The sequence below is a fragment of the Frigoribacterium sp. Leaf8 genome (genome assembly GCF_001421165.1).
Lineage (GTDB): Bacteria > Actinomycetota > Actinomycetes > Actinomycetales > Microbacteriaceae > Frigoribacterium.
The window spans coordinates 607,631-627,530 of record NZ_LMKB01000005.1 but is presented as its reverse complement, the minus strand read 5'-3'; the positions used below and the strand labels follow the sequence as shown (position 1 = coordinate 627,530).

18 protein-coding genes are annotated in these 19,900 nt (G+C 69.2%); 2 read left to right on the top strand and 16 right to left on the bottom strand.

Annotation, left to right across the window (positions count from 1 at the left end):
• Position 1: 1 nt before the first annotated feature.
• The 13 genes from ASL10_RS07645 to ASL10_RS07585 are packed head-to-tail and all read right to left on the bottom strand — an operon-like array spanning position 2 to position 14,511.
• Positions 2–760 carry a glycosyltransferase gene (locus ASL10_RS07645; RefSeq protein ID WP_056046081.1) on the bottom strand — a complete coding sequence of 253 codons (759 nt, stop codon included), beginning with the start codon at positions 758–760 and terminating at the stop codon, positions 2–4.
• Positions 757–1,992: a lipopolysaccharide biosynthesis protein gene (locus tag ASL10_RS07640; RefSeq protein ID WP_162234601.1), complete on the bottom strand. Its 1,236-nt coding sequence runs from the start codon at positions 1,990–1,992 to the stop codon at positions 757–759. Before ASL10_RS07640 ends, ASL10_RS07645 begins: the two co-directional genes overlap by 4 nt.
• The gene (locus tag ASL10_RS07635; RefSeq protein ID WP_082460399.1) at positions 1,989–3,116 is read right to left on the bottom strand and encodes a glycosyltransferase; all 1,128 of its coding nucleotides are present in this window, start codon (positions 3,114–3,116) and stop codon (positions 1,989–1,991) included. Before ASL10_RS07635 ends, ASL10_RS07640 begins: the two co-directional genes overlap by 4 nt.
• Entirely contained in the window at positions 3,116–4,267 is a 1,152-nt protein-coding gene (wecB, locus tag ASL10_RS07630) for a non-hydrolyzing UDP-N-acetylglucosamine 2-epimerase (RefSeq protein WP_056046074.1), read from the bottom strand. The genes ASL10_RS07635 and wecB overlap by 1 nt, the downstream gene beginning before the upstream one ends.
• Entirely contained in the window at positions 4,264–5,358 is a 1,095-nt protein-coding gene (locus ASL10_RS07625) for an NAD-dependent epimerase/dehydratase family protein (RefSeq protein WP_056046072.1), read from the bottom strand. The genes wecB and ASL10_RS07625 overlap by 4 nt, the downstream gene beginning before the upstream one ends.
• Positions 5,355–6,416, bottom strand: coding sequence for an SDR family NAD(P)-dependent oxidoreductase (locus ASL10_RS07620; protein WP_056046070.1), 1,062 nt, complete (start codon positions 6,414–6,416; stop codon positions 5,355–5,357). The genes ASL10_RS07625 and ASL10_RS07620 overlap by 4 nt, the downstream gene beginning before the upstream one ends.
• Complete coding sequence (locus tag ASL10_RS07615; RefSeq protein WP_162234600.1) at positions 6,413–7,654, bottom strand: glycosyltransferase family 4 protein; 1,242 nt, start codon at positions 7,652–7,654, stop codon at positions 6,413–6,415. The genes ASL10_RS07620 and ASL10_RS07615 overlap by 4 nt, the downstream gene beginning before the upstream one ends.
• An 11-nt stretch (positions 7,655–7,665) precedes the next feature.
• On the bottom strand, positions 7,666–8,631 hold the full coding sequence (locus ASL10_RS07610; RefSeq protein ID WP_056047632.1) for an NAD(P)-dependent oxidoreductase: 966 nt from the start codon (positions 8,629–8,631) through the stop codon (positions 7,666–7,668).
• Positions 8,624–9,637 (bottom strand): glycosyltransferase family 4 protein, encoded by a 1,014-nt coding sequence (locus tag ASL10_RS07605; protein ID WP_056046066.1) that lies wholly within the window; start codon positions 9,635–9,637, stop codon positions 8,624–8,626. The genes ASL10_RS07610 and ASL10_RS07605 overlap by 8 nt, the downstream gene beginning before the upstream one ends.
• The gene (locus ASL10_RS07600) at positions 9,634–11,454 is read right to left on the bottom strand and encodes a nucleoside-diphosphate sugar epimerase/dehydratase (protein WP_056046064.1); all 1,821 of its coding nucleotides are present in this window, start codon (positions 11,452–11,454) and stop codon (positions 9,634–9,636) included. Before ASL10_RS07600 ends, ASL10_RS07605 begins: the two co-directional genes overlap by 4 nt.
• Positions 11,451–12,425, bottom strand: coding sequence for a hypothetical protein (locus ASL10_RS07595; RefSeq protein WP_056046061.1), 975 nt, complete (start codon positions 12,423–12,425; stop codon positions 11,451–11,453). The genes ASL10_RS07600 and ASL10_RS07595 overlap by 4 nt, the downstream gene beginning before the upstream one ends.
• Positions 12,425–13,063, bottom strand: coding sequence for a low molecular weight phosphatase family protein (locus ASL10_RS07590; RefSeq protein ID WP_056046059.1), 639 nt, complete (start codon positions 13,061–13,063; stop codon positions 12,425–12,427). The genes ASL10_RS07595 and ASL10_RS07590 overlap by 1 nt, the downstream gene beginning before the upstream one ends.
• A gap of 8 nt (positions 13,064–13,071) precedes the next feature.
• Positions 13,072–14,511: a polysaccharide biosynthesis tyrosine autokinase gene (locus ASL10_RS07585; protein ID WP_056046057.1), complete on the bottom strand. Its 1,440-nt coding sequence runs from the start codon at positions 14,509–14,511 to the stop codon at positions 13,072–13,074.
• 329 nt (positions 14,512–14,840) lie between these two features.
• Here ASL10_RS07585 and fdhA point away from each other — a divergent pair, with 329 nt between their 5' ends.
• Both fdhA and ASL10_RS07575 read left to right on the top strand, forming a co-directional pair.
• On the top strand, positions 14,841–16,061 hold the full coding sequence (fdhA, locus tag ASL10_RS07580; protein ID WP_056046055.1) for a formaldehyde dehydrogenase, glutathione-independent: 1,221 nt from the start codon (positions 14,841–14,843) through the stop codon (positions 16,059–16,061).
• Between the two features lie 145 nt (positions 16,062–16,206).
• Positions 16,207–17,736 (top strand): MFS transporter, encoded by a 1,530-nt coding sequence (locus ASL10_RS07575; protein ID WP_056046053.1) that lies wholly within the window; start codon positions 16,207–16,209, stop codon positions 17,734–17,736.
• Between the two features lie 145 nt (positions 17,737–17,881).
• Here the strand turns inward: ASL10_RS07575 and ASL10_RS15975 are convergent, their stop codons facing one another.
• The 3 genes from ASL10_RS15975 to rsgA form a co-directional block, all read right to left on the bottom strand.
• A complete protein-coding gene (locus ASL10_RS15975) occupies positions 17,882–18,022 on the bottom strand; it encodes a hypothetical protein (RefSeq protein WP_157485316.1) in 141 nt (46 codons plus the stop codon).
• A gap of 235 nt (positions 18,023–18,257) precedes the next feature.
• Entirely contained in the window at positions 18,258–19,019 is a 762-nt protein-coding gene (locus ASL10_RS07570) for an inositol monophosphatase family protein (RefSeq protein WP_056047629.1), read from the bottom strand.
• Between the two features lie 313 nt (positions 19,020–19,332).
• Positions 19,333–19,900: GTPase RsgA (rsgA, locus tag ASL10_RS16540; RefSeq protein ID WP_235452581.1), on the bottom strand; the 568-nt coding region annotated here is incomplete at its 5' end.

Here is a 19,900-nt window from a genome sequence, read left to right as displayed (position 1 = left end):
GTCAAGTCCGTTCCCGTCGGAGCCTCGAGGAAGCGACGACCACAAGGCGCACCGCAGCGTCGAACACATGGGACGCCATTCGTACCCGTGTGTGCACCACCGGGCCCAAGGCTCGACGCGTGCGGGGCGACAGGTTGCCGTCGTGTAGCCGGCGATGGACGGTCACTTCGGGTGCGTGCCTCAGGCTGCGACTCACGATTCCCAAGATGGCGAGCCAATGGTCATGCGCCTGGGTCGCCGGCGGGAAGGGGAGCGCGAGGGTGATGAATTCCCTTGTGAAGACCATCGTGCAGCCGTAATAGGGTCGTCTGCCGAGGGCCAGGCCCACGAGATCGCCCACAGTGGATGACGAGGCTTTCAGTCGGCGCTCGGAAGGTTCTCCACTGGCGAGAGACACATGGTCGAAGTTCGAGGCGACCATGCCCACCCCCTCGAGTTCATGGAGCAGGTAGGCGACACGACCCTCGGCCCAGACGTCGTCTTGATCACTCAACATGAGGACGTCCCCGGATGCAGCTGCGAGAGCTCGTTCGAAGGTGCGAACGTGGCCGGCATTGTGCTCGTTGACCATGAGGCGAATGCGAGCGTCGCCGAACGAGGCGACGATCTGAGCGCTCTCGTCCGTCGAGGCATCGTCCACGACGACGAGTTCGTCCCCGGCCTGTAACTGTCTCAGAATGGACTCGATCTGCTCCGTCAGGTACAGGGCACCGTTGAACGTAGCCATGCACACGCTCACACGAACGCGTTCGATCATCATCGGTCACTTTCCGTGGTGGGGGCGGTGGATGTGTGTCGGAGTGCAAGCAGCACTATTGCGATGGCTTGTAACACGTAGGCGATGGTCAAGCCGATCGATGCGCCGACGGCGCCGTTCAGTGACGCCCCGGAGAAGACCCCTGCCAAACAGACGATGGTGAAGCCGATCGCGACGACCGCAGCCATCCTCGCCAGGCCCCAGCCCTGGAGAGCCGAGGTCAACAGCGCGGTCAGGGACGCGAAAGGCAAGCCGATCAGCACGATCTGGATGACGAGGATCGATGGAACGTAGGCGTCTCCGAGAACGAGCGGCACGACGTACGGTACGAGCAGCGCCAGCGAGACATAAGCAATGCTCGTGACGGCCAGGAAGACGAGCGAAGCGTGCACCATCCTGAGCCGGGCCGTGCTTCTCGTTGCGAACGGGAGAAGGACTGTCGCCGCCGCACTCGCAACGAGCTGAAGAGGGCCCGTCAGGCGGGTCGCTGACGCGTAGAACCCCGCTTGGGTGGTACCCGAGACCGCGGAGGTCATCAGGACGTCGAAGTTTCGGGCTTGGACGGCCATCGAATTGAGCCAGAACGGCAACCCTGCTCGGAACACGAGTCGGAAGGGAACTGAGGTCGCCGGCTGCACCCTGGAGGACGCGTAACGACGAGCCAGGACGGCAGAAACCAAAGCAGCCAGCATCTCTCCAGCCGAAAAGGCGAAAAGTGGATCAAGCCCGAGTGACGTGGCGGAGACGAACACGAGGAGAGACAGGGTGCGACGCAGGATGATGTTCGTCGTGTTCACGGACGCCTGCTGGTTGGCAAGGGCGATGCTCAAGAACGTATCCGCGTTCTTCTCCGCAGCGGCAGCGACGGCCAAGGGCAACAGATAGAGGAAGCGCGAATCGGCGGTCAAGCCGGCTCCCAGCAACATGATGATCAGGAGCAGAGCCAGCAGTGCCGAGAGGCGTGAATTCGTCCGCAGCGCCGCCGACACGAGGGCGTGATCCACCCTCGCGCTGTGTTCCCGCAAGATCAGCTTTGCCAGGCCCAGATCGGTCATGGCCTGAGCGATCACGATGGCAGCCGCCACTGACGAGAAGAATCCGAAATCGTCCGGCAGAGCAAGCCGCGCGAGAAGAACGAGTGCGACAGCACGGATGATTGCGCTTCCGACATACCCGCTGAGGACGGCTGTGAACTGTCTCGCAAATCGATTCGTCAGTAGCCCTGAGGTCTTCATTTGGCGCTGGGAGACTTCACGTCCCACTCGTCTCGGATCGCCTCGAGTATCCGGCCCGCTTGTGATCGGGCCGTCCATCGCTCCTCGACTTCGGCCAGGCATGCAGCGGCAACACCTGATCGATCTGCCGTGACTCGACTCATGACACGTGCCAGTGCGTTCACCAATGATGCGATGTCGCCGTGTTCAAAGATGCCCCCGGTCTCATTCGTGACCGCTTCCCACTCGGGCCCCTGGCCATAGACGTCATCGTCCGTCACGACGGGAACGCCATGGCCGAGGCTCTGGATGATGCTGAGACCGGCGTAGGTGGGGATGACGGTCACGTCGAGTGAGTCGTAGAAGACCTTCGTGTCCTCTGCACCGTAGACCGGGCCGGTGAGCGTGAGGTCGACTCCGAGGTCTGCGGCCAGATCGTAGAGAGGGCGGTGCTCAGGCCCCTCACCTCCTAGAGTGACGCGTACGGGAGTCCCGCTTCGGGTCAGCTCGGAGGCCGCGTGAAGCAAGAGGTCGAAGCGCTTGGCACTCTTCAGTCTCGCAATGGCTCCTACGTTGACCACGCGATGAGTCGGCACTGCGCCCTGCTCGTCAGAACGGATGGGTACCTGCCCGACGCTGTTGTAGATCACGGTGATGCGGTCCTCCGGGTAGCCGGCAGCAGCCCCGAGTCGCTTCGCGGTGTTGCCGTAGACCATCAGACGGGTGGCTAGCCGATAGAACGCCAGTCGAACGAGCGATTTCATGCCCCCCTCCGGGCGATGCCACCCGATTGTCCAGAACAGGACAGGCTTCCCGCGCAAGCGGGCGACGATTGCACCCACCCACGTGCTCAGGACCGATACGTCGCCCGTGAAGATGTACGAGTCGTACCTCTTCGACAAAGCCATGCGGGTGACGCCGGACTGCCATGTAGCTCGGCCCCAATAGCGGTTCTTGAGCACGAGGTGTTCCCGGAGTCCATCCGGAGACATCGTCTTGAGGGCGTAGTGAGATCCGTCAGGGTCTGAAGCGAACACGAAGTCCAACTCGCTGCTCTCGTCGAGTTGTTTGTGAACCGCCTCTCGATAATGAGCCATGACCTGGCAGATGACAGCCACGCGTGGTTTTCGTTCGCGTTCCGTCATCAGTTGCTTTCTGCCTCGCGGGCCGAAGTCCGGATTCCCGTCCGTGCGTGGTGAGAGGGAAGGGACGACAAGATGTTCCCCAGAACGCGGTGAGAGGTGTCGTCGATCTGATAATCGGTGGGCACCGCTCCGGTTGACGAACCCTGCAGCACGTAGTCGACGGCCCTCTGGATGCCCGAGGACGTGGTGCCGGTCAGGATGATGCTGCCCGTGTCCTCGGCCTCCGGACGCTCGATGGCGTCACGCAGGGTCACCGCTCTGAACCCCATGAGGGAAGATTCCTCGGCGATCGTTCCGCTGTCCGACAGAACGAGCCGGGCCGACGCCTGCAGGGCCAGATAATCGTGGAATCCGAACGGCTTGTGGAACACCAGCCGCTCGAAGGATTCACCCAACTCCTCGAGCCGTTTCCTCGTCCGCGGGTGGGTCGACACGAGGACGGGGAGGTCGTACCGGACACCGACGTCGTTGAGTCCTCGCAAGATGGAGGCCAGACGACCGGCATGGTCGACGTTCTCCTCACGGTGCAGGCTGACCAAGAAGTAACCGTCTGCCTCCAGATGCTCGTCGGCGAGCACCGTGCTGCCGGCGACGCCGTCGGCGTTCTGGGCCAACACCTCCTTCATCGGCGAGCCGGTGAGGCGGATGCGCGAAGGGTGCAGGCCCTCGGCGAGGAGGTTGCGGCGGGCATGCTCGGTGTAGACGAGGTTGTAGTCGGCCACGTGGTCCACGAGCCGCCGGTTGGTCTCTTCCGGGACGTTCTCGTCGAACGACCGGTTGCCGGCCTCCATGTGGAAGACGGGGACTTTCATCCGCTTGGCGATCACGGCCGAGATGCTGCTGTTCGTGTCTCCGAGGATCAGCATCGCGTCGGGCTTCTCTGCGAGAAGAACCTGCTCGGTCTTGACCAGGATCGAGCCGAGGACGGCGCCGAGGCTGCTCGTGTCGGCCTCGAGGAAGTGGTCGGGCCGTCGCAACCCGAGGTCTTCGAAGAACACCTCGTTGAGTTCGTAGTCGTAGTTCTGACCGGTGTGCACGAGGACGTGGTCGACGTGCTGGTCGAGACGCTTGATGACGGCGGAGAGACGGATGATCTCGGGTCGCGTGCCGACGACGGTCAAGACCTTCAGTCGAGGGGCAGGGGTGTTCATACTGTCTCCGGAATGGTGTCGGGGGCGGCCGGATCGAAGATCTCGTTCGACCAGAACATCGTGAAGAGGGTGTCGTCACCGGTGTTGGTGATCGAGTGGGCCCAGAAGGTGGGCATGTCGACCGAACACGGTGCCGTACCGTCGACGGTGACGGTGACCACCTCGTCCGAGAACAGGCGCCGCAGCCGGATGTCGGCCGTTCCGGCCACCACGGTGAAGCGCTCCATCTTCCGCCGGTGGTAGTGCTGACCTCGAGTCACGCCGGGCGCCGTCGTCGAGAACGACGTCTGCCCAGACCCGCCGTGTGACCGAATCACCTCGGTGAAGCTGCCCCGGGCGTCGGTGTTCTGGGTCAGCGGGATGACGTGTGACGCCTCGAACGCGAACGACCTGTAGGTGTTGAACAAGTCGCGCTCGAAGTCGGACGCCAACACGGGCACGTCGCCCTTCGAATACGCCGAGGCGAATCGCGACAAGGTCGCCAACAACTCCGACACCGTCGTCGACGTCGCGCGGGCGAGGACGTCCTCGGCCCCGTCGAGGCCGACGAGCGCCTCGGCGGCGTGCTGCGCGTGCAGCAGGCTCAGCTCGCGGTCGACGTCGACCGATGGGGTCTCGCCGCGGCTCAGCAGGTGGCAGAACGTCGCTGTCACGGCGTTGTAAAAAGGGCGTCCGTGCTCGCCGAACAGGTTCGGGAGGTGCACGTCGACGAAACGTGCCCCGACGTCCGCGGCAGCGTCACGGATGATGCGTGCCGCCGCCTCCTTCGCGACGCCATAGGTCGAGCCGTTGCCGACTTGGGTGGAGTTGGCGAAGACGATGCAGGCCGGCGCCACCTCGGCGGCGCGGATGACCCGGGCGGCCTGCTCGGCGAACAGGACGTTTCCCGCGTGGACCTCGTCATCCGTGCCACGGTTGACGCCCGCGATGAGGACGAGTCGATCACTGCACGAGACGGCCTCCGCCGCCTGCTGAGCATCGAATCGATCGCCGACGGCGAACGGATGGACGACGGGTTCACCCAGCGAGTGGAGGAGGGCGCGGGTGTGCCACCCCAGGAAGCCACCGGCCCCCGTCATCGCGATCTTCACGCGGTGACCTCGGGGTGGTGGATGCCCGCGAGAGCCAGCTCCGAACGTACCTCGGGCAGGGCCAGGAGCATCGCCTCGACATCGGTCACCGTCATGCGGTCGACCGTGTGGGAGTCGTAGTCGGAATACTCGACCTGCTCGGGGTCGCCCTCCTCGAAGAACGCGCCGTAGTTCAGGTCGCGCTTGTCCGCCGAGATGCGGAAGTAGTCGCCCATGTCCTCGGCGCGCGAGAGTTCCTCGCGGTTGGCCAGCGCCTCCGAGACCTTCTCGGCGTGACGGGTGCCGATCACGGTGACGCGTCGCTCGCTCTGGAAGATGTTGATGACCGCCTGGGCGAGGTCGCCCATGGTGCAAGCCGCCGCCTTGCGGATGAAGAGGTCGCCCTGATGGGCATTGCGGAAGGCGTGCTCGACGAGGTCGACGGACGACGGCAGCGACATCATGAAGCGCGTCATCGACGGATCGGTCACCGTGAGGTCCTTCCCCGCCTTGAGCTGCGAGATGAACAGGGGGATCACCGAGCCGCGCGAGTACATGACGTTGCCGTAGCGAACGCACGACACCGTGGTCACGGCGTTCGGGTTGTTCAGGCCGTGTGACTGCGCGACCTTCTCCATCATCGCCTTGCTCATGCCCATGGCGTTGACCGGATAGACGGCTTTGTCGGTGCTGAGGCAGACGAGGGACTCGACCCCGGCGGCTTCGCTGGCACGGACGACGTTCTCGCTGCCGAGCACGTTGGTCTTGACCGCCTCGATGGGGAAGAACTCGCACGACGGGACCTGCTTCAGGGCAGCGGCATGGAACACGTAGTCGACGTCTCTCACGGCCCGCTCGACGCTCAGGTGGTCGCGGACGTCGCCGACGTAGAAACGGACCCTGGCGTCGCCCAGGTCGTGACGCATCTGGTCCTGCTTCGCCTCGTCGCGGCTCAGGACGCGCACCTCGCCGACACCACGGCTCAACAGCTTCTGCGTGACGGTACGGCCGAACGAACCGGTGCCGCCCGTGATGAGAATTTTCTTGCCGACGTAATCGGCGGAGGCATCAGTGGTCAAGATCGGTCCTTCGTGGCGTGCTGGTCGGAACTCGTGGGTGACGTTGCGTCAATGATGGCGGCTGCTGCGCGATCGGCCGAGAAATGGGCGTCGTAGTGATGGCGACCCGAGCGGCCTCGACCCCGGAGGTCCTCCGTCGTCAGGTGGGTCAGCGAGATGAGCGCGTCCTGCAGCGCGCCAGCGTCGCCCGGGGGGACGACGGTGCCGGCACCGGACTCGGTGATCAAGAGGGCACCGTCACCGGCGATGACGCCGACTACCACGGCGCCGGACGCGAGCAACGACGGGATCTTGCTGGGCGTCGTGTGCTCGAGGAACTCCGACGCCCCGAGGGAGACCAGGTGAGCGTGGGCTTGCTTCATGAGACCCGGCACGCGTTCCTTGGGCACCCGGCCGACGAACTCGATGCGCCCTCCATCGTCGACTCGTGAGGCGAGAGCTCTGAGGCGATCGAGGGCGATGCCGTCACCGACCAGGACGAGCCGCAGATCGACGTCCGAGGGCAATGCCCCGACGGCCTCGACGACGTTCTCGAGCCCCTGGACGTCCCCGATGGCACCCGAGTACATCAGGACGAACGGTTCCCCGTCGCGACGCTCGCGCACCTCGTCGAACGTGAAGAGGCCCTCGTCGGTCGGGTTCGGCACGTAGACGACGTCGTCCGGCCCGACGTGACGGTTCCGTCGCTGGATGAGATCCGCGACGCTGGGCGAGATGACCCCGACCCGTCGCGCCAGGCGTTCCGTCAGCGACACCGTCTTCGAGACGGCGGCCAGGGCGAGGCGTCCGGCGCGACCGTCCGGGAACATGCCGCTGTGGACGAGCGAGTCGGGCCACAGGTCCTGCACGTGCAAGAAGTACGGCAGACGCCCCCATCGGGTGTGGACGAGCAGGGGCAACGCCACCGTCGCCGGCGAGTTGTAGACCCAGACCATGTCACAGCCACGCAGCGACCTCGCCCCGAGGACCGTGGCCGAGACGGCAAAGCTCAGGTAGTTCAGCGCTCGTCCGACGGCGGACGAGTCATGGCTCGCGTACAGCGGGACGCGGGTCACCGTGACACCGTCGACCGTGCTCGTCCTCCGCCACGTCTGGCGGTGACCGGGGTACACACGCCCCGTCGGGTAGTTCGGGAACCCCGTCAGCACGCGGACCTCGTGCCCTGCCGCCGCGAACTCGCGGGCCAGGACACCCGGGATCGCAGCTGGCCCCGGTTCGGGGTCGTACCACTGGGTCAAGATGCCGATCCTCACGCGTCACCCCCGCGGAGCAGGTCGGCGACGGCGGGCGTCGGACGGATGCCCACGCTCTCGGCCCAACCGCTCGTCTGGCCCTGACCGAACCACATCAGCTCCACCCGTCGGATCGGCCCGGCGAGGCGTCCACCGATCAGTCGCGAGACGACGCGGGCAGAACCCACGACGAAACGGCACAGCAGGCGTGGCAGGCGTCGGGGTGACCGCCCGCCGGCCGCCTCGAGCACGGAGGAGACCGTGAGCCCCTCCCAGGGCTGCAGGACGACGGCGGGCACGATTCCCTCGAAGGTCCCGACCGCCGTCACGAACTCGGCGAGGGCCGCGACGCTGGTCACGGGCGTGGGTGCGTCGCCCGGTGAAGCGACCGATGCGAGGGGTGACGCCGCGATGCGTCGGAGACGGTCCGTCGTGGGGCGCCCGGGCCCCTGCACCGAGGTGGCACGCACGACGACGACCTCCGTCACGTCGTCCGGGGCGCCCTCGGCGCGCGCCTCGACGAGCAGTTGCTCGCCCCAGGCCTTGCTCTGCGAATACGGCGAGAAGGGCAGCGTCCGTGTCGACTCGTCGAGGACGGGCACCGGGCCCTGGACGGCGGCGGAACTCAGGTGCACGAACCTCCTCGCACCGCTCCGACGAGCGGCGGCGAGTGCGACGAGGGGAAGGGCGGCGTTGGCGCCGACGAGGGATGCCGACATCTCGGCGTCGGGGGTCGCGAGGCCCGCCGCGTTGACGACGACCCCAGCCCCGCGGAAGGCGGCGGCGAGCTCGTCCACGACGTCGACGGCACCGGCCGCGGCTGTTCGCGCCGCCGCGACCGACGCGGGCACAGCCTCGAGCCGGGGCGCCGCGAGCTCGACGATCGTGATGCCGCGCGAGCGGGCGTCGGCGACGATCCGACTCCCGACGAAGCCACTCGCTCCGATCACGACCCAGGTCGTCGCGTCACGGGTCTCAGACATGCTCGACACGCGCCTCTCGGTGGGTGAGCCGCAGGGTCCAGCTCGGAAGTGACAGGTAGACGGCCGCGATCACCGCGAAGAGGACGACCGCTGCGACGGCACCGACCGGACCGACGAACGCGAGCGAACCGGCCGCGGCACAGGCCACGGTGGCCGCGGTCACGATCGACGACGCGGGCACGTGGCCGTGGCGACGCGCCAGCACTTGGTACACGTGGGTGTTGTGTGCCTCGAACCAGCGCTCGCGTCGCGCCACCCGGCGGGCGAGGGTGCTGGACGTGTCGACGAGGTAAGGCACGAGCGGTGCGACGACGGCGACCAGAGGCACACCGACGGCGATGGCGGCCACGGCGGCCACGGCGATCGTCCCGCCCAGCAGGTAACTTCCGACGTCACCGAGGAACATCCGTCGACCCACGACGTTCCAGGGGACGAACGCCAGGAAGGCCAGGGCGATGCACGTGCCGAGGCCCGTGAGCCAGGGCTGTCCGGCCAACGCCCCCGACACCACGAACGAGGCTCCCACGATGGTTCCGTGCAGGCCGGACACCGTGTTGATGCCGTCCATGAAGTTCGCGACGTTGACGTAGCCGGCGACGGCGACGGGGCCCAGGACGTACAGCCACCACGGACCCTCGGCGATGGTCACGATCGCCACGCAGGCCACGGTGGCGATGACCATCTGGACGACGGCACGGCTGAGGGAGCCGAGGCTGCGCACGTCGTCCGCGAACCCCAGGATGGCGAAGGCTGCGCTGGCGACGGCGATCACGACGAGCAGTCGACCGCTGACGCCCGGGACCGCGGCCGCCAGGACGAGCGTGCCGAGGACGATCCCCATGCCGGGGGCGATCCCGCCACCGCGAAGGGTGGGGCGGACGTGGGACGAGCGTTCGCTCGGGACGTCGACCACGGCGAAACGGTACAGGAGCGGTCGCACCGCGAAGGGGAGCAGTGCGGAGGCGAGCAGGCACAGTACGGCGGCGGTCCAGAAACCGACGCTCACGCGGGGTCCTCGACGTGCGTGGGTGACTCCGAGGCGCCGGGTTGCGCGAGCTCCGCCGTCCACGGGCCCACGTGGGCGTGCACGCCCTCGAGCTGCGACGGGTGCAGCGCCGGCACGGTGGTGTGCGAGATCTTCGGGTGCACGGGCCGGTTGTCGCTCTCGCCGAGGCCGACGAGCTCCTCGTGCATCTTCTCGCCCTCGCGCAGGCCCGTGTAGACGATGCCGATGTCCCGGCCCGACATGGCGATCATGCGTTCGGCGATGTCGAGGATGCGCACGGGCTCGCCCATGTCGAGGATGAGCACCTCGCTGGGCGAACCGATCCCACCCGCCTGCACCACGAGGTGGCACGCCTCAGGGATGGTCATGAAGAACCGCGTCACGTCGGGGTGCGTGATCGTCAGCGGGCCACCGGCCTCGATCAGGGACGTGAACACCGGCAGCATCGACCCGCGGCTGCCCAGCACGTTGCCGAACCGCACCGACAGGTAGCGGGCACCGGTCTCGTCGGCGGTCCAGGCCGTGAGCCGCTCGGCCAGGCGCTTCGAGTGCCCGAGCACGCTCGTCGGGTTCGCCGCCTTGTCGGTCGAGATGTTGACGAACGTCGTCACCCCGACGGCCTTGCTCGCGTCGAGCACGTTCTGGGTGCCGAGCACGTTCGTCTTCCACGCCTCGTCGGGGTACTGCTCGAGCATCGGCAGGTGCTTCAGCGCCGCGGCATGGAAGACCACCTCGGGTCGACGGTCCGCGAAGATCGCTCGCAGCGCCTCCGGGTCCCTGATGTCGGCCAGCACGACCTCCTTGGTGTCGAGCAGGCCGTTGCCCGAGATCGACAGCTGCGACTGCTGCAGACCGGTCTCGTCACGGTCGAGCATGATCAGCTCGGCGGGGCCGAACTTGGCGATCTGGCGGCACAGCTCGCTGCCGATCGACCCGCCGGCTCCCGTGACGAGGACGCGCTTGCCCGCCAGGTAGCCCGCGATCGACTCGACCTGCGTGTCGACCGGGTGGCGGCCGATGATGTCCTCGATGGCGATGTCGCGCACGTCGCCGAGCCGCGACTTGCCCTCGAGGATCTCGTCGAGCAGGGGGAGGACCATCACGCGGAGTCCGGCCTCGGCGGCCCGGTCGGTGACGTCCTGCAGCAGGGGGGCGTCGGCCTTCGCGATGCCGATGATGATCGCCTTCGCCCCGCTCCGCTCGGCGGCGGCGACGAGGTCCTGTCTCGTCCCGAGGACGCGCACGCCCTCGATGCGCAGGCTCGACCGCGTGCGGTCGTCGTCGATCAGGCCGACGGGGAGGTACGGCGAGGCCGGGTCGGTCAGCATGCGGCGGACGAGGTGGTTGGCGAGACGGCCCGCTCCGAAGATGAGCGTCGGTTGGGCACTCTCGCCGGGGCGGCTCTGCGTCTCGACGTAGAGCCGGGCCACGTAGCGCAGGGCTCCCATGAAGACGAAGACGACCGGCATGGCGATGAACACGGTGCTGCGCGCCAACATGATCTCGGTCCCGATCGCGAGGACGGGGATGCCGACGATCAGCCCCGTCCCGACGACCACCGTGACGATGGTGCGCACCTCGGCGAAGCTGCCCGGCACGAACCGGCGACGGTAGAGCCCCGTCGCGTAGCCGAGTGCCGCCCCGACGACGACCGTCACGGCGGCGACGCCGAAGACCGCCCGCCAGGTGACGTCGCCGTACCAGAAGTCGTAGCGCAGCGACACGGCGAAGAAGATCGCGACGACCCACGAGAGGGCGTCGAGCCCCACCTGCAGGGCGGTCCGTCGCGCCGGCGAGGCCATGAACCGGTCGATCACCAGGTCACCCCGCCGTCCGTCGACACCGACACGACGTCGTCGGCCCAGAGCCAGACCGCCGCCGCCGAGGCCGAGAGCGCGATCGCTCCGGGCGTCTCGGACGACGCCGGCGCGCAGCCCACGGTCGTCGCGGCCGCGCCCGACGCGGTCGGCGGCGTCACGACGGCCGTGCCGTCGCAGTCGGCGGCACCGGTCGAGGCGACGAGGTACGAGCCCGAGGCGGCGGTGACGGCGACGGCGCCGTCGACGACGGTGCCCGCGTCCCAGGTGGTCGCGCCGTCACCGGTGCGGAAGAACGTCCGGTCGCTGCACAGCACACCGGCCTCGGCGTCGCTCACGACCGCGAGGTCGACGACGGTCGGGCACGGGGCCGCACGGTCACCCGAGGGGGAGTGCACGGTGCCGGGCGCGGTCCGGGCGACGTACCACGATGCCGCCAGTCGCTCGGGGTAGTCGCGGTACTCGGCACCCCCGCTGAAGGTCTGGGCGAACGCCGGCGCGCAGTCGTCCCCGGCCGGTCCGACGACGAAGGCCGACGACGCGTCGGTCGCCTGCAGGCGGTCCAGGCCGGCGAGGGAGCCACCGGTCTCGACCGACGTGGCCGACCAGGTGGCGCCTCCCGACGTCGTCTGTTCGACGACGGGCGCCGACGCGACGGTGCCGGGGGTGCAGCTCGCGGCCTGCGCGCGCCACGCGGTGCCCGCGTCGACGACCGACAGGAGGCGCGTCGGCGTCACGGCCTCGGCGGCGGTGGTGGGGGTCGCGGTGGGCGACGGTGTGCTCTCGGTCTCGACCGGGCGAGGCGTCGACGTGGCGGCGGGCTCGGCGTCGGCAGCCAGACCAGACGGTTCGCGGTTCAGCGCCAGGGCGACGAGTCCGAGGTCGACGAGGACGAAGGCCCCGATCCCGATGATGGCCAGGCGGCGGCGGGCACGTGCGCGCGAGCCCCTCTTGCGGCGTGCGTCGGGCATCAGCGGTCACCTCCGTCGAGGGCGGCGGCGCGGGTCAGCAGGTCCACGAGCACGTCGGCCGCCGGCACCAGCTGGCGCCCCGACTCGGTGAACGTCTCGTCCGACCGGCGGTAGGGATCGACGACGTCGTCGTCCAGCGCGTCGTCCGGTGCCTCGACCGTGCCGCGGCGCGAGGCCAGCAGGGCCACGGTCGCACGCAGTCGGTCGGCCACGGTGGACGCGTCGGCGGGCAGGGCGTCGACCAGCTCGGCGTCGGTCACGTCGCGGGCGAGGCGGGCGGCCTCGCGCAGGGTGAACGTGTACCGGCTGGCGCGGGGGTGCATCGAGACGACGGCCCGGCGGTGTTCGCGGGCGAGCGCCACGACGAGGTCGGCGTCGCGGACGTCGCGCTCGAACAGGAACCGGGCCCGGTGGTCGTCGGGCTCCAGGTCGAAGGACCGGGCGAGGGCCCGGGCCTGGTCGGGCATGACGTCGTCGTCGACGGCCATGGTGCCGGCGCTCGACACGGTGACGTCGTCCCACGACGAGAGACCGCGGCGGAGGTACAGCTCGGCCAGGGGGGACCGGCAGATGTTGCCGGTGCAGACGGTCAGCAGCGAGAACGTGGTCGAGGTGCGGCGGGGGATCACGAAAGACACGGGGCCGCCTACTTCGCCGAGCGCGAGCTCGTCTTCGGGGCCACGGGCAGGTCGCCGACGCCCGCCTCGGGGGCGTCCTGCTCCATGCCGTAGTACGCCCCGTAGTTGCCGTAACCGTAGGCGTCCGGCCCCTTCGTCGGCAGCATGGTCAGCACGATGCCGTGCACCTTGCTGCCGATGTGCTCGAGGTTGCGCAGCGCGGACTGCAGCTCGTTGCGGGTCGTGCGGCCCGCGGCCGACACGACGATCGCACCACCGGTCAGCTTGCTGAGGATGGCCGCGTCGGTCACCGGCAGCAGGGGAGGCGCGTCGATCAGCACGTAGTCGAACGACGTCGTCAGCGACTCGATCAGCGACGACATCGCCTTCGAGCCGAGCAGCTCGCTCGGGTTCGGGGGAACGCGACCGGCCGGCAGCACGTACATCGTGCCGCGGCCCCAGGGCTGCAGGACGTCCTGGAGGTCGGCCCGACCGATCAACACGTCGGTCAGGCCGACGACGCCCTCGAGCCCGAGGGTGTCGGCGAGGCGGGGCAGGCGGAGGTCGCCGTCGACGACGGCCACCGTGGCACCGGTCTCGGCGAGGGCCACCGCGAGGTTGGCCGTCGTGGTCGTCTTGCCCTCGCCGGGCAGCGACGAGGTGACGACGAAGCAGCGGCTGGCCGACTCGACGTTGACGAACTGCAGGTTGGTCCGCAGGGTGCGGAACGACTCGGCGCGCGGGTTGCGAGGGTCGACGTGCACGATCAGCGGGTGCTTCTTCGCACCGGGGTCGTAGCTGATGCCACCGACGATCGGCGCGTCGGTGACGAGCTCGACGTCGTGCGAGCCGTGGATGCGGGTGTCGAGGGTGCTGCGCAGCACGGCCGCTCCGACGCCCAGAGCGAGGCCGATCAGGAGGCCCAGGCCGAGGTTCAGCGTGGTGCGCGGGGTCGAGGGGGCCGAGGCGACCGACCCGGGGACGATCGTCGCGATCTTGACCAGGCTCGCGCCTCCACCGGTCGGCGTCTCGAGCTCGTTGACGACGACGTCCGTGAGGGAGGCGCCCACCGCGTTGGCGACGTCGGCCGCGCGCTGGGCGTCGGTGTCGGTGACCGTGATGTTGATCAGGACGGTGTTCAGGGGCGACTCGGCCGTGATCTTCGAGGCGAGGCCCGCGGCCGTGGTGTCGAGGCCGAGTTGGTCGATCACCGGGTCGAGCACCGCGTCGCTCGTCACGACGTCGACGTACGACCGGACCTTCTGCTGGGCCGCGCTGCTGCCCTGCACCGCGTCGACCGTGGTCGACGAGTCCTGCGCCTGCACCGAGACGAACAGCCGGGTCGACGACACGTAGGTCGGCGTGGCCAGGATCGAGCTCAGCGCCCCGGCGGCGAGGCCGACGAGCGTGAGGGCGGCGATGAAGATCCAGCCCTTGCGGAGAATGCGGATGTAGTCACGGAGTTCCACGTGGCTGAGGTCCTGTCCTGATCGGGTGCGGGCACCGCGGCAGGCACCCCGGCAGTCGTCGCACGGACCATGCCTCCCGGCACCCTGATGGCTCCCCGCGACTCTGCGCCGTGACCAATACTCACACACGGGACGGCCAGACGGGGTACATATGTTGCCCGATCCGGCGAAGTGGCCCCCGAACGGGGGTGCGGGGGGCCGTACCGCGACACCCGTCGCTGATCGTCCGCCTGAACGCTGGCTGGGATTCGGGCGCACCACCCGACCCGCGCAATAGCCTGCCGACGACGGGCACGTCCCGTGCTCGCTCGTGATCAAGGAGGATCACCATGGCAACGAATCACGCGGTCGCCTACAAGGGCCCCGGCCAGGTCGAGGTCATCGACGTCGACTACCCGACCTTCGAGCTCAAGGACGGCCCCGGCGTCAACCCGGCCAACGTCGGGCGCAAGGTCAACCACGGCGCGATCCTGCGCACGGTCGCCACCAACATCTGCGGTTCCGACCAGCACATGGTCCGCGGCCGCACCACCGCCCCGACGAACCTCGTGCTCGGCCACGAGATCACCGGCGAGGTCGTCGAGGTCGGCCCCGACGTCGAATTCATCAAGGTCGGCGACATCGTCTCGGTGCCGTTCAACATCGCCTGTGGCCGGTGCCGCAACTGCAAGGAACGCAAGACCGGCATCTGCCTCAACGTCAACCCCGACCGCCCCGGCAGCGCCTACGGCTACGTCGACATGGGCGGCTGGGTCGGCGGCCAGGCCGAGTACGTGCTCGTGCCCTACGCCGACTGGAACCTGCTCAAGTTCCCCGACGCCGACCAGGCCATGGAGAAGATCCTCGACCTGGCGATGCTGTCCGACATCTTCCCGACCGGCTTCCACGGTGCCGTCACCGCGGGCGTCGAGGTCGGCTCGACCGTCTACGTCGCCGGAGCCGGCCCCGTCGGCCTCGCCGCCGCCACCGGAGCCCTGCTGCTCGGTGCCAGCGTCGTCATCGTCGGCGACATGAACGCCGACCGCCTCGCCCAGGCGCGCAGCTTCGGCTGCGAGACCGTCGACCTGACCAAGGGCGAACCGGGCGAGCAGATCGACCAGATCCTCGGCGAACCCCTCGTCGACTGCGCCGTCGACGCGGTCGGCTTCGAGGCCAAGGGCCACGGAGGCGGTTCGGGCGAAGAAGCACCGGCCACCGTGCTGAACTCGCTTATGGACATCACCGCGGCCGGAGGCGCCATGGGCATCCCGGGGCTCTACGTCACCGGCGACCCGGGCGGCATCGACGCCGCCGCGCAGAAGGGCTCGCTGTCGCTCAGCCTCGGCACCGGCTGGGCCAAGTCGTTGTCGTTCACCACGGGCCAGTGCCCGGTGATGAAGTACAACCGGCAGCTGATGATGGCGATCCTCCACGACCGCACGAGCATCGCGAAGAACGTCCACGCCCAGGCGATCAGCCTCGAGGACGCCCCGCGCGGCTACGCCGAGTTCGACCAGGGCGCGGCCACGAAGTACGTCCTCAACCCGAACGGCCTGATCAAGGCGGCCTGACCCTCGTCGCCCCCGCGCCTCCTCGGCTCTCGGTCCCCTCGACCGTCGGAGCCCGGGAGGCGCGGGGCGGCGCACCCGCGCCCCTCGCGTTCCGCAGGCACCCGCGTCGTTGCAGGCCGTGCACGGTGTATGACGGAACGATCCCATGACGAAGACATCCGACACCCCTGCCCCGGGAGGCGCCGACGCCGCCCGCCCCGCCTCCGGCCGCGCCGCCCGCTCCGACGAAGAACGCCAGAAGTGGCGCGCCTTCGCCGTCTGCGTCGGCGTCGCCGCCCTGACGATCCTCGACCTGTCGAAGGTCAACGTCGGCCTGCCCAGCATCGAGGCGTCGCTCGGCGCCGGTCCCACCGCCCTGCAGCTGATCGTCGCCGGCTACGCGCTCGCCTTCGGCCTCTCGCTCGTGCCGTCCGGCCGTCTCGGCGACCTCAAGTCGCGCCGCATGATGTTCGTCATCGGCCTTACCTCGTTCACCGTCGCGAGCCTGCTCTGCGCCCTCGCGCCGACCATCGAGTTGCTCGTCGCCGCGCGCATCCTGCAGGGCGTCGCCGCCGGAATCCAGATGCCGCAGGTGCTCGGGCTCATCCAGCAGCTCTTCCAGGGCAAGGAGCGCGGTCGCGCGTTCGGCTTCTTCGGCGCCATCATCGGCGTCAGCACGGCGTTCGGCCCGACCCTCGGTGGCCTGCTCATCGCGATCGGCGGCCCGGAGGACGGTTGGCGCCTGCTGTTCTGGATGAACATCCCGCTCGGCCTGATCGCCATCTTCTTCGCCCTCAAGCTGCTGCCGAAGACCCGCACGGCCTCGAACGGCCACAACGAGCTCGACCTGTTCGGCATCGTGCTGCTCGGCCTGACGATCTTCACCCTCATGCTGCCGTTCGTGCTGACGACCGGCCAGGGGGACGACCCGCTGCGCTGGCTCTTCCTGATCGGTTTCGTCGGCTTCGGCGCCGCGTTCGTCTGGTGGGAGCAGCGCTACAAGGCCCGGGGCAAGTCGCCCGTCGTGCACTTCAGCCTGTTCTCGCTCGCGTCGTACCGCAACGGCACCCTGATCGCGACGGTCTACTTCTGCGCCCTGCCCGCGACCTTCCTGCTGACGACCCTGTACCTGCAGCAGGGGCTCGGCCTCGAACCCGTCTACGCCGGCATGGTCACGATTCCCTTCGCACTGACCAGCGCGGTCGCCGCGTTCTACGGCGGACGCCTCGTCGACCGCTTCGGTCGCAGCCTGGTCGTGCTCGGGCTGATCCTGGTCGCGGTGGGCTTCGTCGCCCTGCTGCTCGCGGCCGTGCTCACCCCGCGCGACATCACGCCCTACGCCATGGGCATCGGCATGCTGATCGCCGGCACCGGCGGTGGCTTCGTCATCTCGCCGAACCAGACGCTGACGCTGGCCGAGGTGCCCGTCGAGATGGGCGGCGTCGCCGGCTCGATGGGGCAGGTCGGTCAGCGGGCCGGCACGGCCATCGGCACGGCGGCGGCGGTCTCGACGTTCTACTCGGTCATCGCCGGCTCCGGGGGAGCGGACGGGGCGAACCTCGACGTCTACCACGAGGCGTACCGCAACGGCTTCTTCGTCACGATCGCCCTGGTGTCCGTGGCGCTCGTGCTCGGGCTGATGGACCTGCGCGCCCGCAAGAAGGGGCGCGTGGGCGAGGGGGCCGCGGCCTCGTAGCCGGCGATCGCTGTCGGGGAGGCGACCCGCACCTCCTCGGGGGGACGCGCCTCCCGGGTCGTCGATGCGTCGGGCGTCGAACCGTCGGGTGGCGGATCGTCGGGTGGCGGATCGTCGGACGGCGGATCGTCGGGCGGCGGTCGGGTCAGAGGCGGGCGAAGGCCTCGACGACGTAGCTCGTGACGTCGACCTGACGCGTGGTCGGCAGGGCGATCGAGGCGGGGTCGATCGAGCCGGCGACCGTGCTGGTGGTGGCGGAGACGGAGACGGCGGGCGTGACGAACATGATGGGCCTTTCGATCGGCTGGTGACGCGGTCGGTGACGCGGTTGGCGAGGCCCGGCCGCCCGTGCAGGGACACGGGCGGCGGGGCCCCTGACGACCCTGCCCGAGCTGCTCGGTGCCCCTGTGCGGAGCCGGTGACGTCGTGTGATCAGTCAAGCCGTCCGCACGTTGCGTGAACATAAGCGCAGGGCTGAGTCGCCCTCCGTCGCAGGGATGAACCTCGACCGCCGGTGCCGATCAGGCAGGAGGCGCGGCCACGACCCCGAGGACGCTCTCGTGCAGCAGTCCGTTCGTCGCCATCGCGGTGCCGTGCCAGGGGCCCGGCCGGCCGTCGGCACTGGTGAATCGTCCGCCGGCCTCCTCGACGACGACCGCCACGGCGGCCATGTCGTAGGGCTGCAGGTCGAACTCGCCCGCGACGTCGAGCGCGCCCTCGGCGACGAGCATGTACGACCAGAAGTCGCCGTAGGCCCGCGTCCGCCAGACCCGGCTCGTCAGGTCGAGCAGCTGCGGCAGGCGCCCGGCGTCGATCCAGTACTCGAGTCCGTTGAAGCTCAGGGACGCGTCGGCCAGGTCGCGCACGCCCGACACCCGCAGCGGCCCGTCGTGCTCGGTCGAGAACGCCCCGCCGCCCTGCGTCGCCCACCAGCGCCGGCCGAGCGCGGGAGCACTGACCACGCCCACCACGGGCACCCCGTCGACGACGAGCGAGATCAACGCCGCCCAGACCGGCACCCCGCGCAGGAAGTTCGCCGTGCCGTCGATCGGGTCGACCACCCACTGGCGGTGCGAGGGAGCGTCGTGGCCGTACTCCTCGCCGTAGAAGGTGTCGTCGGGCCGCGCGCCGGCGACCCGGTCGCGGATCGCCCGCTCGACGGCCTGGTCGGCGTCGGTCACGTGCGAGCGGTCGGGCTTGAGCGACACGTGCAGGTCGGCCGACCGGTACCGCTCGGTGCTGATCGCGTCGGCCAGGTCGGCCAGCTCGAGCGCGAGCGCCAGGTCGTCCGCCCAGGGCGTCCCGGTGGATCGGTCGGACGAGGAGGCGCGGGTCGGCTCGGCAGCATCGGTCACCCCGTCAGCGTACCCAGCCCGCCCTGCTCGTCCGCGCCCTGTCCGCCGACCCGGCCCGCGCCTCCTGCACCCACCGCACCGCCGCCCCGGCCCGCCCCGCACTTCACTGCACCGCGTTTCGTGCACGGCACCGCGACTAGTCCAGGTGTGCCGCACGAAACGCGGTGCGATGTCGCGCGGTCGGCCCCAGCGCGGATCGGCCGACGCCGAGCGACCGAGTGCGGTGCGACGCGTCGGCGCGCTAGCCGAGTTCGTCGCTGCGGGCGTCGTCGGCCGCGGCCGCGAGGTCGCGCGCGCTCACGCCGCCCTTGGACGCGAGCAGCGACTGCAGCGACTCGAGCCGTTCGCGGCCGACGTCGCCGAGTTCGCCGGCCTCGATGCGGTCGACGATCTCCCAGTCGTGGGCCTCGGCCAGCGGGATGCCGTCGACCGGCTCGCCCTCGGCCGGGATCGCGTGCGCCGCGAACGACTTGAGGATGTTCTCGGGGTCGACGTGCCCGAGACCGAACGACCGCACGCCGGGGGTGTCGACGATCCAGCCGCCGGTCGGCACCTTGAACGACACGGTCGACGACGAGGTGTGCCGTCCGCGACCGGTGACCGCGTTGACCACGCCCACCTCGCGACGCGACCCGGTCAGGGCGTTGACGAGGGTCGACTTGCCGACGCCCGAGTGGCCGACCGTGACGGTCACGTGGCCGTCGAGGACGCCGCGCAGCTCGTCGAGCGCGGGGGAGACCTGCCCGCCGGGTGCGACCTCGTCGAACGAGGTCGAGGTCGTCGTGACGATGCGCAGGTCGAAGCACGAG